The 14,452-nt window shown below is 74.3% G+C and carries 15 protein-coding genes; 7 read left to right on the forward strand and 8 right to left on the reverse strand.

Translation table 11 applies throughout. The features are described 5' to 3' along the window. Window positions 1-64 precede the first annotated feature (64 nt). From AB0F56_RS31390 to rpmG, 3 genes are read right to left on the reverse strand one after another with little or no spacing between them, the layout of a single operon-like run. The gene (locus AB0F56_RS31390) at window positions 65-1,222 is read right to left on the reverse strand and encodes a GTP-binding protein (protein WP_362015805.1); all 1,158 of its coding nucleotides are present in this window, start codon (window positions 1,220-1,222) and stop codon (window positions 65-67) included. Further along, window positions 1,222-1,479, reverse strand: coding sequence for a type B 50S ribosomal protein L31 (locus tag AB0F56_RS31395; RefSeq protein WP_362015808.1), 258 nt, complete (start codon window positions 1,477-1,479; stop codon window positions 1,222-1,224). The genes AB0F56_RS31390 and AB0F56_RS31395 overlap by 1 nt, the downstream gene beginning before the upstream one ends. 5 nt (window positions 1,480-1,484) lie before the next feature. Next, the gene (rpmG, locus tag AB0F56_RS31400) at window positions 1,485-1,649 is read right to left on the reverse strand and encodes a 50S ribosomal protein L33 (protein ID WP_362015811.1); all 165 of its coding nucleotides are present in this window, start codon (window positions 1,647-1,649) and stop codon (window positions 1,485-1,487) included. Between the two features lie 73 nt (window positions 1,650-1,722). Between rpmG and rpmB the strand changes: the two genes are divergently transcribed. Next, entirely contained in the window at window positions 1,723-1,959 is a 237-nt protein-coding gene (rpmB, locus tag AB0F56_RS31405) for a 50S ribosomal protein L28 (RefSeq protein ID WP_362015814.1), read from the forward strand. Then, the gene (gene rpsN / locus AB0F56_RS31410) at window positions 1,959-2,294 is read left to right on the forward strand and encodes a 30S ribosomal protein S14 (RefSeq protein WP_362015816.1); all 336 of its coding nucleotides are present in this window, start codon (window positions 1,959-1,961) and stop codon (window positions 2,292-2,294) included. The genes rpmB and rpsN overlap by 1 nt, the downstream gene beginning before the upstream one ends. A 21-nt stretch (window positions 2,295-2,315) precedes the next feature. Here the strand turns inward: rpsN and AB0F56_RS31415 are convergent, their stop codons facing one another. Then, on the reverse strand, window positions 2,316-4,448 hold the full coding sequence (locus tag AB0F56_RS31415; RefSeq protein WP_362015819.1) for an FUSC family protein: 2,133 nt from the start codon (window positions 4,446-4,448) through the stop codon (window positions 2,316-2,318). A gap of 785 nt (window positions 4,449-5,233) precedes the next feature. On the opposite strand from AB0F56_RS31415, the gene AB0F56_RS31420 reads away from it, so the two are divergent. Then, window positions 5,234-5,731, forward strand: coding sequence for a GtrA family protein (locus AB0F56_RS31420; protein ID WP_362015822.1), 498 nt, complete (start codon window positions 5,234-5,236; stop codon window positions 5,729-5,731). A gap of 4 nt (window positions 5,732-5,735) precedes the next feature. On the opposite strand, the gene AB0F56_RS31425 is transcribed toward AB0F56_RS31420, so the two are convergent. Together AB0F56_RS31425 and AB0F56_RS31430 are read right to left on the reverse strand one after the other, a co-directional pair. Continuing rightward, window positions 5,736-6,869, reverse strand: coding sequence for a DUF2786 domain-containing protein (locus AB0F56_RS31425; RefSeq protein ID WP_362015825.1), 1,134 nt, complete (start codon window positions 6,867-6,869; stop codon window positions 5,736-5,738). Window positions 6,870-6,876: 7 nt separating this feature from the next. Beyond that, window positions 6,877-7,290 (reverse strand): helix-turn-helix domain-containing protein, encoded by a 414-nt coding sequence (locus AB0F56_RS31430; protein ID WP_362015828.1) that lies wholly within the window; start codon window positions 7,288-7,290, stop codon window positions 6,877-6,879. Between the two features lie 80 nt (window positions 7,291-7,370). Between AB0F56_RS31430 and AB0F56_RS31435 the strand changes: the two genes are divergently transcribed. The 3 genes from AB0F56_RS31435 (at window position 7,371) to AB0F56_RS31445 (ending at window position 11,228) form a co-directional block, all read left to right on the forward strand. After that, window positions 7,371-8,183, forward strand: a complete 813-nt coding sequence (locus tag AB0F56_RS31435) for an NAD(P)H-binding protein (protein ID WP_362015831.1) — start codon at window positions 7,371-7,373, stop codon at window positions 8,181-8,183. An 85-nt stretch (window positions 8,184-8,268) separates the two neighbouring features. Then, window positions 8,269-9,060, forward strand: a complete 792-nt coding sequence (locus AB0F56_RS31440) for an ABC transporter ATP-binding protein (protein ID WP_362015834.1) — start codon at window positions 8,269-8,271, stop codon at window positions 9,058-9,060. After that, entirely contained in the window at window positions 9,054-11,228 is a 2,175-nt protein-coding gene (locus AB0F56_RS31445; RefSeq protein ID WP_362015837.1) for an FtsX-like permease family protein, read from the forward strand. The genes AB0F56_RS31440 and AB0F56_RS31445 overlap by 7 nt, the downstream gene beginning before the upstream one ends. Window positions 11,229-11,415: 187 nt before the next feature. Here AB0F56_RS31445 and AB0F56_RS31450 read toward each other — a convergent pair whose 3' ends face one another. Both AB0F56_RS31450 and AB0F56_RS31455 read right to left on the reverse strand, forming a co-directional pair. Beyond that, window positions 11,416-11,571, reverse strand: coding sequence for a hypothetical protein (locus AB0F56_RS31450; RefSeq protein WP_362015840.1), 156 nt, complete (start codon window positions 11,569-11,571; stop codon window positions 11,416-11,418). A gap of 508 nt (window positions 11,572-12,079) precedes the next feature. Then, window positions 12,080-12,997 (reverse strand): NADP-dependent oxidoreductase, encoded by a 918-nt coding sequence (locus AB0F56_RS31455; protein ID WP_362015843.1) that lies wholly within the window; start codon window positions 12,995-12,997, stop codon window positions 12,080-12,082. A gap of 117 nt (window positions 12,998-13,114) precedes the next feature. Between AB0F56_RS31455 and AB0F56_RS31460 the strand changes: the two genes are divergently transcribed. Continuing rightward, the gene (locus AB0F56_RS31460) at window positions 13,115-14,362 is read left to right on the forward strand and encodes a LuxR C-terminal-related transcriptional regulator (RefSeq protein WP_362015846.1); all 1,248 of its coding nucleotides are present in this window, start codon (window positions 13,115-13,117) and stop codon (window positions 14,360-14,362) included. The last annotated feature ends 90 nt before the right edge of the window (window positions 14,363-14,452 follow it).

Consider the following 14,452-nt stretch of genomic DNA (forward strand, 5'->3'; position numbering starts at 1 on the left):
GACCTCGCGGACTTGGCGGACTTGCCGGGATTGGCGAGGTTCCGGGGGGACTTGGGGGACACGGTCAGACCTCCAGGAGGGAGTCGAAGGCGGGCGGGAGCTGCTTCCAGGCCTCGCGCCCGGCGGCGTACTCGGCATCGGTGAGCAGGCAGGAGTCGAGGACCTCGGCGAGACCCTCGCGGTCCAGGCCGGGCGAGGTGAAGACCAGGTGCTGGCAGCGGTCGCCGTGTTCGGGGTGCCAGTCCATGGCGGCGGCGGCCCGGCGCACGGGCGGGATCATCTCCCAGGCGGCGTCGGGCAGGGAGACCAGCCAGGGGCCGACGCTCTCGACGCAGAGCGCGCCGCCGGCGGCGTCCCAGTGGAGCAGGACGTCGGGTTTGTCGGCGAGCCAGAACCGGCCGCGGCTGCGGGCGGCGGCGCAGGTCAGCTCCTCCAGGGCCGCGTACAGCCGCTCGGGGTGGAAGGGCCTGGTGTGGTGCCAGACGAAGGTGGTCACCCCGCTGTCGTCCGCGTCCTGGGGCAGCAGCGCGCAGGCCGGGTGCTGCGCCGCCGCGGCGGCCTCGACGTCGAAGCCCGCGAGGGCGGCCGCGGCCAGCTCGGTACAGGGCGTGGCGGCGGAGGTGACGGGGATCTGGCGGGCGGTGGGGTGGAGTTGCGCGAGGAGGGCGCGGTCCGCGTCGTCGGCGGCCGGGTCGCCCTCCGGGTCCTCGACGACGGCCAGGACGGGTGCGTACTCCAGTTGGCGCGCCCAGGTGTCGGCCACGGTCCGCCGGTCGGTGGCGGCGGCCGCGAGCCCGACGTCGGCGAGGTCGTCGCCGTTGCCGAGGCAGGGCAGGACCAGCGCCGGGTCGACGGCGGTGATCACGGACGTCAGCCGGAGCCCGGCGGCGACCACGACCTCGGCCATCGCCCTGGGCTCGACGGAGTCCCAGAGATCGACGACCGCGAGCCGGGTGAGCCCGGAGTCGGCGAGCCGCCGCAGTTCGGGGACGAGGTCCTCGCGCAGGGCGCAGCAGGCGCAGTCGTTGACGAGCGGGGTCTCGCCGGTGGACAGGACGCCGGTGGCGTCGCGGACCGTACGGGCGACCGTCCCGGTCTCCGGGGCGGTCGCCAGGTCGTGGTGGAGCGCGACGCTGCCGGGGACGGCGGCGAGGAGCCGGTCCACGGTGGTGCGGCGGGCCTCGGAGTGGAGCCCGCCGACGAGGGCGACGGAGAGAGACATCAGAGCGTCGCCCCGCGCCTTCCGTACCGCTGCTCGAAGCGCTCCACGCGGCCGGCGGTGTCGAGGACGCGTGCGGTGCCGGTGTAGAAGGGGTGGCTCGCCGAGGAGATCTCGACGTCGACGACGGGGTAGGTGTGGCCGTCCTCCCACACCACGGTCCTGTCGGACGTGAACGTGGAGCGGGTGAGGAAGGCGAAGTCGCCGGCCTTGTCACGGAAGACGACCGGACCGTACGGGGGGTGGATGTCGTGGCGCATGGGGGTCAGCGCTCCTCTCGGAAGTCGACGTGCCGGCCCGCGACGGGGTCGTACTTGCGCAGGGTGAGGCGGTCGGGGTCGTTGCGGCGGTTCTTGCGGGTGACGTAGGTGAAGCCGGTACCGGCGGTGGACCGGAGCTTGATGATCGGGCGGAGTTCGTTGCGGGCCATGGTGTGTAGAGTAAATGAAAATGGTTCCCATTTCCAAGAATCTTCCGTTCCTCGTCCGAGAGGTAGGTCACCCTTGTCCGCCCACTGCCAGCTGACCGGCGCACAGCCCGGCTTCGGCAACCGCATCTCGCACTCGCACCGCCGCACGTCACGACGGTTCGACCCGAACATCCAGAAGAAGCGCTACTGGCTGCCGAGCGAGGGCCGGTACGTCCGGCTGACGCTGAGCGCCCGCGCGATCAAGACCGTCGACACGATCGGCGTCGAGGCCGCCGTGGCCCGGATCCGGGCGCGGGGGGTGCGGGTCTGATGGCGAAGAAAAGCAAGATCGCGCGCAACGAGCGGCGGCGGGGCGTGGTGGAGCGGTACGCCGCGCGACGGGCCGAGCTGAAGGAGATCATCCGGCGGCCGTCCACCCCGGAGGCCGAACGGGAGTCGGGGGTACGGGAGGCGGCGGTACGGGAGGCGGCGGTACGGGAGTTGCGCCGCCAGCCGCGCGACGCGAGCGCGACGCGCGTCCGCAACCGGGACGCGGTGGACGGGCGGCCTCGGGGGCACCTGAGGAAGTTCGGGATCTCCCGGGTGCGGCTGCGGGAGCAGGCTCATGCGGGGTTCTTGCCGGGGGTGCGGAAGGCCAGTTGGTAGCGGGGGGAGAGAGACGGGTGGTCACGATCCTTCTCGGGGTGGGGCGAGTGACTCCGACAGGTCGTCCAAGGCGTCCAGAAGCAGACCCGCGCCCTTGCGCAGCAGGGGGTCCTCCATCAGCGGGCCGAGGTTCGCGACCGTCTCGCGGAGCTCGTCCCACTCCGGCACCTTGCGCTCCCGCACCGCCTTCCCGCCCCGCTCCGTCGACCGGCGCAGCTCCTCCGCGAGGGTCGCGGCGGCCGGGACGGGCGGGGTGCCGCGTTCCGGCAGGTGCGCCTCCATCAGCATCGCGACCCGGCTGAACTGGGCCAGGGCGTGCCCCGCGTCGTCCGCCGCGGCCCGTGACAGGCCGCGGTGGCGCACGGGTTCGTGGGTCGCCCGGTCCAGCGCCTCCTGCCAGGCGATCCGGGTGGCCCGGGTGTCGAGCAGCGCCTCGCGCACGTCGGCGCAGAAGTGGCCGGCCGGGTTGGCGTAGTGGGCGACGACGGAGGCGGCGTAACGGCCGTCGGTCACCAGCCAGTCGGCGAGGCGGCCGCGCAGCCGGGGCGTCTCCCAGGCGGGGTAGACGGCGTACGCGAGCATCGCGAGGACGCCGCCGAGGAGGGTGAGGACCACCCGCTCGTACACGGTCTGCGTCCAGGCCGAACCGCCCATGCCGAGCAGGAAGACGACGTACGCGGCGACGCACACCTGGCTCACGGCGTACCCGGTGCGCATCAGCAGGTACATCCCGAAGGCGCAGGCCACGGCGAGCGCGGCGGAGGCGTACACGCCGGGGTCGGCGACCTCGACGACGGCGGTGGCGAGGGCGACGCCGACGAGGGTGCCGCCGAAGCGGGCGACGGAACGGGAGTACGTCTGCGAGAAGTCGGGGCGCATGACCATCACGGAGGCCATCGGGGCCCAGTAGCCGTGGCCGAGGGGGAGGGCGGAGCCCAGGACGTACCCGGCGGTGGTGACGGCGGTGACGCGGACGGCATGCCGGAAGACCGGGGAGCCGGGGCGGAGTTCGGCGCGCATGCGGGCGGCGACGACGGGGACGAGGCGGAGGAGGGTGGGGCGGGCACGGGGGCCGGGGGTGGGGGTGGGGGTGGGGGGTGCGGTGGGGGGTTGGGTGGGGGCGCCTGTGGGGGTTTGTGTGCCGGCTTCTCTGCTGGTTTCTGTGTGGGGTTCGGCGGTCTCGACGACGTCGTCGAGGAGGGCGGCCAGGCGCACGGCCGCGCGGCGGGGTGGTCCGCCGAGGATGGCGCCGGTGTCGGGGGTACGGAGGGCGGCGACGGCGCCGGGCGGGAGGTCGACGGGCTCACCGTGCCGGATCGCGTGGGCGGCGGCGTCCAGGACGGAGGCGGCCGCGGCGAGGAGTTCGCGGACGCGGTCGCGTTGCGGGCCCTCGGCGGGGGCGCCGACCGCGGGGTCGGCGAGGGAGGCGAGCACGGGGCGGATCCGCTCGGCGAGGCCCCGGGCGCCATGGAGTTCGGCGGGGCGGGTACGGGCCTGGCGGGGCGTGACGGCGGCGGCGCTGCGGGCGGTCATGAGGGGGACGGGGTCGAAGGGGGCGACCGGGTCCTGGCGGAGCCGCCGGGCGTAGTCCGCCTCGGCGGCGAGGGCGTCGGCGAGGGCGTCGCGCTGTGCCCCCCAGCGGCGGACGGGGAGCAGGACGACGAGGGCCGCCTGGACGACGCCGCCGACGGCGATCATCGCGGCGTGGCCGGCGGCCGCGGCGACGGAGGTGGGCAAGGTGACGGTGACCAGCATCATCGCGACGTTGGAGGAGGCGATGATGCCGATCGTCGGGCCGGCGGCCCAGGCGAGGCCGGACAGGAACGTCCAGACCGCGAGCAGCACGAGGAAGGGGCCGGGGTGGGTGCCGGCACCGGTGACGTAGCCGAGGAAGGTCGAGACCGCGAGGCTGGCGCCGGAGGCGAGGGCGAGGGTGGGGCGGGGGCGCCAGGACCGCTGGAACGTGGCGATGGCGGCCTGGAAGGCGCCGAACGCGGAGCTGATGGCGGCTCCCGGCCCGAAGAGCGCGAGCGTCACGCCGACGACGAGGGCGAGGCCGAGGGCTGCGCGGGCGGCGACGAGCGGTTCGAGCCGGCGCCGCTCGACGGTGAGCCCGGAACGGGCGGTCGCTTTCAGGGCCCGGAGCCAGCTCATGGCGGGAGCCTAGCCGCGCAGCGGTACAAAGGGGGCTATTCCCCCACCCCGCCCCTTCCCGAAACCCTGCCGGGGGCGTGGGGGGTGGGGAGGCGGGTCGGGGGCCCTACCCGGGGCCGGTACGACGGCCACGGCCGGGAGGGGCGGGACGGACCGCACCGGGAGGGGGCGCCACCGGCGGGTGGGACCTTGCGGCGGGGTACCGCTGGAGGAGCGCGCCGGCGGGGCGGGAGGTGGGCGCCGCCGGGGCGGGCACGGCCGGGAAGGGCGGGGCACCGCCGGTGGGTGGGGCCTTGTCGGGGTGCCGCCGGAGGGGCCTGGTGGGGTGGTGCGGGGGCGCGCCCGGTCGGGTGGTGGGGCCGGACGCCTGGGCGGCGCAGGGTCGCGCCCGCCGGGGGCCGGTAGGGCCGGCGCCGCTGGCGGGTGGGGCCTTGTGGCGGGGCGCGCGCCCGGAGGGGGCGGGGCCGGGCGGGGCGCTCGGCCTGGGGCGCGGGGTTGGGACGTTGCGGGTCGTGCGGGTCCGCCCTGGGGGCGTGTGGTGCAGCGGCGACACCATCGCCCAGGTCGACTGGTGCCACGCTTGGCACCGGAGGCGCCACTCCCTCCGTGGGCAATAAGTTGGCTGTTCAGCGGAGGCATCCGCCCCCCTCCCCCTGCGAACGACCCTCCCCCGCACCGGGGCGCCATCCCATCGACTCACGCCAATGGCTCGCCATGGCGCCATCAATGTGCCACTATGGCGCCACACGGTGAAGCAAACGCTGAGGCACCTAAGGGGTCGGATCATGGAGACAGCGCAGAGCAGTCGGCAGGTCGCCTCGCCCGGTGCGGTTGTTGCCTTCGTGCGGTTCGTGCTCTGTGGGGGTGGCGTCGGGGTCGCTTCCAGTTTTGGGGTGGCCGCGCTCGCCTCCTGGGTGCCCTGGGCCCTGGCGAACGCGCTCGTCGCCGTCGTCTCCACGGTGCTCTCGACCGAGCTGCACGCGCGGTTCACGTTCGGGGCCGGTCGGCGGGCGACCCGGCGTCAGCACGTGCAGTCGGCCGGGTCCGCGGTGGCCGCGTATGCGGTGACCTGCGTGGCGATGTTCGTCCTGCAGCAGCTGGTGGCCGCGCCCAGTGCGGTGCTTGAGCAGGTCGTCTATCTGTCCGCCTCCGCGCTCGCCGGTGTCGCGCGGTTCGCCGTGCTGCGGCTCGTCGTCTTCGCGCGGAAGCGGTCCGGGACCGCCCGGACGGCCACCCTCACCCGCGCCGCCGTCCAGCCCGCCGCGCTCTGCCGCGCCGCCTGACCCCCTACCCGCCTTCGACCTCCCCCCGCCCCCGCCCCAGGCCCGCCGCGTTCGCCGCCGTCGTGCCGTGGGTCCAGCCCGCCTCGTCCCACATCGCCCGGACCCGGGTCGTCCGCGTCTGCGGGAACATCTCGTCCGTGTGGGACGTGACCGCGGCCTCGCGGCTGCGCAGCGCCGGAAGCAGCGTCGGCTCCTCCGCCGTCACCCGGCGCGCGGTCGCCGCGAGGCGGGTGCCCAGGCGGTTCGCGTACGCCAGCAGGAACGACTGCCGGAAGGACTTCGTACGCTTCCGGCCGCCCGCCCGCTGCTCCGCCTCCGCACGCGTCATCGCCGCCGTCCCCTGCACCAGGAGCGAGGTGTACAGCAGCTCCACCGGATCCAGGTCCGCCTCGAAGCCGACCACCGTCGAGAAGCCGTACGGCTCGTTCCACACCGCCCGGCAGTGGTTCGCCGTCGCCACCGCGTCCAGCAGGATCGCCTTCGCCTGCTCGTACGGCGGCTCCACCCCGATCCGTATCGCCCCCGGCACATCCCCGGAGGGCGTACGCGAGGCGAGCGCCGCCTCGTCCAGGCTGTGGCGGGCCATCAGTTCCTGGGCCTTGGCGGTCAGCGCCTCCGCCTCCTCCGGGTACCCCGTCGCCTCCGCCTTCGCCAGCAGCGCCCGTACCCGCGTCAGCATCCGCGGCTCCCCCGCCGTCGGCGCCGGAAGCGCGTCGCCCGGCACCGGGCCCACCGGTTCCAGGGACGGCAGCCGTACCAGCAGGCGGTACAGCTCGAGGGCCGTCGTCGCCGACGAGAAGCGGTCCGAGCCGCCACGGGCGGGCTCCGTGTCCAGGTCTGCCAGTTGGGAGGCCCAGCGGTGCGGCAGGTGTGCGTAGCCGGCCGTCTCCGCCACGATCAAGGAGCCCGCGAGGCGTACGTGTTCCTCCGCCAGGTCCCGCTTCACCAGGCGTACGAGATCCGCCGGCTGCCAGCCCCGCTCCCATGCCCTTCGTACGAACTCCTCGCCCCGGAGCGCCAGTTCCGCGTCCGCCGAGCGGTCCGCCGCAAGCAGCGACGCCGCCGTGTCCAGGGGCGTGTCCTCGTCCGTGTACAGAGCCGTCTCCAGGGCCCTGTCCACCGTCGTCTTCGTACTCACGTCTGCCTCACGTCTGCTTCGCGTCCCATGCCTCGCGCGCCCGGCCGATCACCGCGCGGTGGTCGAGCGACCAGTCGATCAGCTGCTTGATCAGGTGCGTCATGCTGTGCCCGGTCGCCGTCAGCTCGTACTCCACCTGCGGCGGCGTCGTCGGGTACACCGTCCGCGTCACCAGGCCGTCCCGCTCCAGGCGGCGCAGGGTGAGGGTCAGCATCCGCTGCGAGATCCCGGTGACCAGGCGTTGCAGCTCCTTGAAGCGCCGTGCGCCCGCCGCCAGTTCGACGACCACGTGCACGGTCCACTTGTCGCCGAGGCGGTCCTGGACATCCCGTACGCCGCACTCCTCCGCACAGCTCACCGGGGGGCCGGCGGCCTCCGCCCCGGTGACCTCGGTGGTTACCTCGGTGTGCCCCTCGTACATGAATGTGCCTCCTTACAAGATCCGCGCCGTCGCCTCCAGGATGGTCCTCAACGGCCAGAACCACGAAACCAGGGGGAATCATGCTGCTCGTCACCGGTGTCTCCGGCGGACTCGGCTCGCTCGTCGCGGAGCGCCTCGCCGGGCGGCAGGACGTCGTCCTCGGCACCCGCGCCGGGCTGCCCGGCACCCGGCCCGTCGACTTCGACGCGCCCGCGACCCTGCCGGAGGCCTTCGCCGGGGTGGACACCCTGCTGCTGATCTCGGCCGGGTACGGCGAGGACGACCTCGTGATCGCCCGGCACGAGGCCGCGATTTCCGCCGCCGAGGCGGCCGGGGTCCGGCACATCGTCTACACCAGCCTCTCCGGCGACGGCGACCACCTCACCTACTCCCTCGCCCACCGCTGGACCGAGCGGCGGCTCCAGCGGTCGAGCGTGGCGTGGACGGTGCTGCGCAACGGGCTGTACGCCGAGTTCCTCACCTGGATCGCGACGCCCGACGCCGACCACCGCATCACCGGCCCCCTCGGGGACGGCCGGCTCGCCGCCGTGGCGCGCGAGGACCTCGCCGAGATCGCGGTCCGCGTCGCCACCGACCCGGCCGCGCACGCCGGCCGCACCTACGAGCTCGTCGGCGAACGGCCGCTCGGCGGGGCGGACCTGGCGCGTGCGCTCGGCGCCACGTACGCACCCGGGACGCTCGCCGAGGCGCGTACGGCGCTCGCGGCCTCCGGGGCCGTGGACTTCCAGGTGCCGATGCTGACGGGCACGTACTCGGCCATCGCGCACGGCTTCATGGACGGTACGGGGGTCAAGAGCGACCTGCGGGGGCTGCTGGGGCGGGAGCCGCTGGACGCGCTGGAGGTGTTCGTGGCGGCGGTACGACGGGGGTAGGGGGTGAGGGGGTAGGGCCAGGCATACCTTGGAGACGCCCTTCAGTGGTCGTGATCGGAGGGTGAGGCCAGGGTTCGCTTGAGGCATGACCTCAACTCGCCACGACATCGCCGTTCGGTTGATCGGGCTTCGCCGCCACCACCGTGACGTCCGCGCCCTGGACGGCGTCGATCTGGACTTCCGTACCGGGACCTTCACCGCCGTCATGGGGCCCTCCGGCTCCGGCAAGTCCACGCTGCTGCAGTGCGCGGCGGGGCTCGACCGGCCCACGGGCGGGACGGTCGAGGTGGGCGGGGTCGGGTTGGCGGGGCTGAGCGAACGGCGCCTGACGCTGTTGCGGCGGGACCGGATCGGCTTCGTCTTCCAGTCGTTCAACCTGCTGCCCTCCCTGACGGCCGCCCAGAACGTGGCCCTGCCGCTGCGGCTCGCGGGGCGGCGGGTGTCGCGGAGCGAGGTGCGGGCGGCGCTGGAGCGGGTCGGGCTGGGCGGGCGGGAGCGGCACCGGCCCGGGGAGCTGTCCGGTGGGCAGCAGCAACGGGTCGCGATCGCCCGGGCGTTGATCACCCGGCCCGCGGTGCTCTTCGGCGACGAGCCGACCGGGGCCCTGGACTCGACCACCAGCCGCGAGATCCTGACGATGCTGCGGGAGCTGGTGGACCGGGACGGCCAGACGATCGTCATGGTCACCCACGACCCGGTGGCGGCGGCGCGCGCGGACCGGGTGGTGTTCCTGGTCGACGGGCGGGTGGAGGGGGAGCTGTACGGGCCCACGGTGGAAAGGGTCGCGGGGCGGATGGCCGGGTTGGAGACGGCTGCCGCCCTTGGTGTGGCCGGCTCCGGGGTGGCCCGGGACGGGGCGGAGGTTCTTCCGTGCTGACCGTCGTTCTCTCCGGGCTTCGGGCCCGTTGGGCCGCCTTCCTCGGGAGTTTCGTCGCCCTCGCCCTCGGCGTCGGGCTGCTCGCGACCATGAGCCTCGGCCTGTCCGCCACCTTCGACGCGCCCGAGCGTGCCCCGCAGCGGTTCGCGGCGGCGCCGGTGGTCGTGAAGGGGCGGGACGCTGTCACCGTAGAGGTACGGCGGGGTCCGGGCACCGCCACCGTATCGAAGAAGCTCGACCGTCCACAGCCTGTGGATATCGAACTGCTTGCCGAACTGAAGGCTCGCTGGACCGTCACCACCGCCGGTGGCCCCGACGCCGTCGGCGTCCACGGCCCCGCCGCCGAGGTCCGTACGCTCGTCGGGGAACGGGCCCGGGTGCTCACCGGGAACGAGCGGCGGCTCGCCGACCCGGAACCGGAGCGGGACGCCGAGGCGCTCGTCGCCGTCAACGCCCTCCTCGGCACGGCCGGGGGCGTCACCACCTTCGTGTCCGTCTTCGTCGTCGCGTCCACGTTCGCGTTCGCGGTCGCCCTGCGGCGGCGGGAGTTCGGGCTCCTGCGGACGGCGGGCGCGACGCCCGGTCAGGTACGGCGGATGCTGCTCGCGGAGGCCGCCGGTGTCGGGGTGCTCGCCTCGGCCGCCGGGTGCGCGCTGGGCGCGTGGGCGGCGCCGTGGCTGGCGCGGGTGCTCGTGGAGGGGGGCCTCGCGCCCGAGTGGTTCGCGATCGGCGGCGCCGCGTGGCCCTTCCACGTCGCGTTCTGGACGGGCGTGACCGTCGCCCTCACCGGGGCCTTCGCCGCCTCGCGGCGGGCGGGGAGGGTCGGTCCCGCGGACGCGCTGCGGGAGGCGGACGTCGACGCGGACGTGCTGCCGCTCGGCCGGGCGCTGCTCGGCACGGGGCTGCTGGTGACGGGCGCGGGGCTGCTGGTGTGGACGGGTGTCACCGAGCCGTCGGAGCTGCTGAAGCGGAAGACGTACACGACGGTGCCGATGCTGCTGATCGCGGGCGTGGCCCTGCTGGCCCCAGCACTGGTCAGGCCGGTCGCGCGGGCGGTACGGCTGCCGGGGGCGACGGGGATGCTCGTACGGGAGAACAGCGCGGCGGCCGTCCGCCGTACCGCCGCGGTCGCCGCGCCGGTCCTCGTGACGGTCGCGCTCGCCGGCTCGCTGCTTGGTGCGTCGACGACGGTCACGAGCGCGAAGGCGGCGGAGGCGCGGGAGCAGACGCGGGCGGAGTGGGTGGTGACGGGGGACGACCTGCGGCCGGTGCCGGGTACGTCGGCGACGGGCGCGACCTCCGTCTTCGTACGGGACGGGGCGGAGGCGCTGGTGAAGTACGGGGCCCGGGCGGTCTCCGACCCGGCCGCCTTCGCGGAACTGGCGCGGCTGCCGGTGGTGGCGGGGGACGTGGCCGACCTGGACGACCGGTCGATCGTCGTGAACGAGGAGTTCGAGCGGAGGGGGGTCGGTGACGTGGTGGAGGTGTGGCGCGCGGACGGGAGCGGACCGGTAAGGCTGCGGGTGGCGGCGGTCCTCGCGCTCGGGACGGGTGACAACGGGCCTTACGTGACGCGAGCGAACGCGCCGGGGGCGGTGGTGGACCGGATCGATGCGGGGGGTGTGGAGTCGGGAGCGGCTTTGGCGGGGGCTGGTGGGACCGTACGAGGGGTGGACGCGGGGGCGGGCGCGGGCGGGACGGTTCGCGGCGTGAATGCCGAGGCCCTGGCCGCTGCCGGTGGGACCGTGCGGAGCGTGGATGCCTGGGCCGCCGCCACGCACCCGGCCTCCAGCCCGGAGACCCGGCTCGGGCTGCTCCTGGTCCTCGGCATCGCCCTCGTCTACACGGTGATCGCCCTCGCCAACACGCTCCTCATGGCGACGTCGGTACGCGGCGCGGAACTGGCCGCACTCCGTCTCGCCGGCGCCACCCGCGCCCAGATCCTGCGGGTCGTGACGGGCGAGTCGGCGCTCGCGGTGGCGATCGGTGCGGCGCTGGGCCTCGCGGTGACGGCGGCCTGCCTGGCCGTCCAGGGCGCCGCGCTCGCGGCCCTCTCGGCCCCGGTCGCGCTCGCCGTGCCGTGGGCCGCCGTGGGCGGGGCGGCGGGCACCTGCGCCTTGGTCGCGGCGGCCGCCTCCGCCCTCCCCGCGTGGCGCGCGACGCGCTGAGCGGCGAAGGTGGGTGGACGGGGCGGTGACCAGGGTCGGAGCCGGGTCACCGCCCCGTCCTGGGGTCCGGGGGTCAACATCGGGGCACGCACACCACTCGTTCCAGTGGTCATGAGTCATTGGCATATGCCAGCCGACTCTGCGCCCCCTACGTTCCCCGCATGGTCACTTCATCGCATGAGGCCTCTCATCGGATCTTCGAGGACCGGCCGGAGCTGCTGGCGCCGGTCTTCCAGATCCTCGGTGTGCGGCTGGCGCCCAAGGCGTCGATCGAGGCGCTGACGCCGGACATGACCGCGTTACGGCCACTGGAGCGCCAGGTCGACAGCGTCTTGCGCGTCACCCCGTCCGAGGGGACGCCCTTCCTCCTCGCGATCGAGCTACAGGGGCGGCGGGACCCGGACAAGGGGCCGAGTTGGGCGTACTACCTCGCGTACCTCAGGGAGAAGTACGAGATGCCGGCGCTCCTTCTCGTCGTCTGCCCGGACCGGCGCACGGCCCGATGGGCCGCCGGCCCCTTCAACACCGGCGTCGACCACTGGCACTCCCTCACCACCCGCCCCCTCGTCCTCGGCCCGGACAACGTCCCGGTGATCACCGACCCGGGCGAGGTGAACCGGAACCTGGCCATGGCGGCCTTCTCCGTCATGGCCCATCGCCGCGATCGGGACATGACGGCGACGTTGGAGGCCCTGGCAGACGCCCTGGGCACGGTCGGCAGCGACTCGGACTCCGTCGCGTACTACTCGGAACTGCTGGAGATCGGCCTGGGCGACACCCCGGCCCGCACGACCTGGAGCCCGCCGACCAGGGCTTGGCCCCTCGGTCCGCACGGCGCCGGCGGGGCTCGGTTACGGGAGCAGGATCAACTTGCCTTGCGCTCGGGCGGATTCGCTCAGTTCCTGGGCTCGGGGCGCCTCCTTCAGGGGGAAGGTCTCCGCCACGCGGATCGTCAGGGCGCCGGTTGCCGTCAGGTTCGCCTGGGTGGTGAGGTCCTCGCGGACCTGTTCCGGAGTGCCGAGCGTGCCCGAGAAGACGATGCCGTGGGTGTGCGCGTCCGGGGACGCGATCGTGATGATGCGGGTCTTCTCGCCCGCCATCAGGTCGATCGAGACCGGCAGCGTGTCGTGGCCCGCCGCGTCGAAGACCGCGTCGATGCCGGCGGGGGCCGCCGTGCGGACGCGGGTCGCGAGGCCCTCGCCGTACGTCACCGGGATCGCGCCCAGGGACTTCAGGTACGCGTGGTTCCGCTCCGACGCCGTGCCGATCACCGTCACGCCTGCCGCGACCGCCAGTTGGACCGCCGCCGAGCCGACCGCGCCCGCCGCTCCGTGCAGCAGCAGGGTCTCGCCCTCCCGCACCTCCAGCAGGCGCAGCACCCGCGCCGCCGTCTCGCCCGCCACGGGGAGGCTCGCGGCCTGCTCCCAGGAGAGTTCCGCCGGCTTCGGGACGTACAGGTCCGACAGCGCGTACTCGGCGTACGCGCCCGTCTTCGTCCAGCCCAGGACCTCGTCGCCGACCCGCACCCCCGACACCCCCGGGCCCAGCGCATCCACCGTGCCCGCGAACTCCAGGCCCGGGATCGCCGGGAACGTCGTCGGGTAGAACTCCTCCACCCAGCCGTAACGGCGCTTGTAGTCCACGGGGTTGACGCCCACCGCCGCCACCTTCACACGGACCTCGCCCTCCCCCGGCTCGGGCACCGCGACGCCCGACTCGTGGCGCAGGACCTCCGGGCCCCCGAACTCCTCGTACACGATCGCTTCCATCTCGGCCTCCGTAGACTCTCGTTCGTCGATGAGGCCAGCTTGTCCTCCATTTCCCCGTTCTCCGCCCGTCGTTCGGGTAGGGCTGCCTGGTCGAAAGGACAGGCCTAAGCTCCCCCTATGGACGCGATCACGCTCACCACCGCGTACGAGGTCATCCGGCAGCCGCTCGGTCAGATCCTGCCCCGGCTCTCCGCCGCCCTCGGCCCGCTCATCCCGCACCGCGCCGCCGCCGAACTCGCCACGCACTGCGCCCATTCCCCGTACAAGAGCGTCGGCGAGCCCGCGCACGGGCTGCCGACCGCCGCCGAACTCACCCCGCTCCTCGCCTCCGGCACCCCCGGCCGGCCCTGGCAGGGGCCTGCCGTCGTCGGCGGCGCCGAGCGCGAGATCGTCGCCGTCACCAGCGACGCGACCGCCCGGCGGTCCGTTCTTGTCCTCGTACGGGACGAGGGTGGGGTTGTGTCCGATGAGACGCTTGGCGTCGCTCAGGCTCTCTGGGATCTTGTCACCAGTCACTTCGACCGGTTCGCCATCGAAGCCATGCCCGGTGCCCTCGCCCGGTCGCGGGCCGCCGCCGACACCCGGGCGCGGGTCATCGCCGAGCTGACCACCACGCACTCCTCGGCGCTCTCCGGGATCCTCGCCGTGCTCCGCAGCCGCACCCTCGACGACGCGGCCGCCCGGGCCACCGCCACCGACCTCGCCGTCAACGCGCTGATCCAGATGCGGGCAGAGGCGGAGCGGGACCGGTCCGTCGCCGAGGAGCCCGCCCTCGAAGCGTTCGAGCGGCTCGCGGACGGGCTGCGCACGATGCTCCGGCACAGTCCCGTACGGCTCGAACTCGGGCCCCCCGCCACCTCCCGCACCCTGCCCGCCGATGTCGCCCACGGTGCGCGGGCCATCGTGCGCGCGCTGCTGCTCGCCGTCCTCGAACAGGAGGCGGTCGGCCGGGTCCACGTCGGCTGGCAGGTCACCGAGCACGAGCTGCGGGCCACCCTGCGGGACGACGGGCCCGGCGCCCTGGGCGCCTGCCCGGCGGGCGCCGGAAGCGTCACCGACCGGCTCGACGTGCTCGGCGGGCAGCTCGAGTTCGACGCCGTCCCCGGCTGGGGCACGACCTTCACGGCGACCCTGCCGCTCGCCACCCCCGACGCGCCCGTCGCCGCCGTCGACCCGCTCACCGGGCTCGGCGAACGTGAACTGGAGGTCCTCACCCATCTCGCCCTCGGTCACCGCAACCGGCAGATCGCGGCCGCGCTGCACATCAGCGAGTCCACCGTGAAGTTCCACGTCGCCAACATCCTGAACAAGCTCGGGGTGGGGTCCCGGGGCGAGGCCGCCGCGCTCTTTCACCGGGCGGCCTAGGGCCTGTCCGGCGGATCAGGGTCGGATAGGCCGCGGCGTCTGGTGCGGTGCATCGCAAGGCGCCGGAGCGTCTCGATAGCGGAGCTATCG

The organism is Streptomyces sp. NPDC026092 (assembly GCF_040638605.1).
Taxonomy (GTDB): domain Bacteria; phylum Actinomycetota; class Actinomycetes; order Streptomycetales; family Streptomycetaceae; genus Streptomyces.

Excerpts from the sequence above, each read along its gene's own strand:
- AB0F56_RS31390 (WP_362015805.1), bottom strand. The coding sequence starts at position 1,222 with ATGTCTCTCTCCGTCGCCCTCGTCGGCGGGCTCCACTCCGAGGCCCGC.
- AB0F56_RS31395 (WP_362015808.1), bottom strand. The coding sequence starts at position 1,479 with ATGCGCCACGACATCCACCCCCCGTACGGTCCGGTCGTCTTCCGTGAC.
- rpmG (WP_362015811.1), bottom strand. The coding sequence starts at position 1,649 with ATGGCCCGCAACGAACTCCGCCCGATCATCAAGCTCCGGTCCACCGCC.
- rpsN (WP_362015816.1), top strand. The coding sequence starts at position 1,959 with ATGGCGAAGAAAAGCAAGATCGCGCGCAACGAGCGGCGGCGGGGCGTG.
- AB0F56_RS31415 (WP_362015819.1), bottom strand. The coding sequence starts at position 4,448 with ATGAGCTGGCTCCGGGCCCTGAAAGCGACCGCCCGTTCCGGGCTCACC.
- AB0F56_RS31420 (WP_362015822.1), top strand. The coding sequence starts at position 5,234 with ATGGAGACAGCGCAGAGCAGTCGGCAGGTCGCCTCGCCCGGTGCGGTT.
- AB0F56_RS31430 (WP_362015828.1), bottom strand. The coding sequence starts at position 7,290 with ATGTACGAGGGGCACACCGAGGTAACCACCGAGGTCACCGGGGCGGAG.
- AB0F56_RS31435 (WP_362015831.1), top strand. The coding sequence starts at position 7,371 with ATGCTGCTCGTCACCGGTGTCTCCGGCGGACTCGGCTCGCTCGTCGCG.
- AB0F56_RS31440 (WP_362015834.1), top strand. The coding sequence starts at position 8,269 with ATGACCTCAACTCGCCACGACATCGCCGTTCGGTTGATCGGGCTTCGC.
- AB0F56_RS31455 (WP_362015843.1), bottom strand. The coding sequence starts at position 12,997 with ATGGAAGCGATCGTGTACGAGGAGTTCGGGGGCCCGGAGGTCCTGCGC.
- AB0F56_RS31460 (WP_362015846.1), top strand. The coding sequence starts at position 13,115 with ATGGACGCGATCACGCTCACCACCGCGTACGAGGTCATCCGGCAGCCG.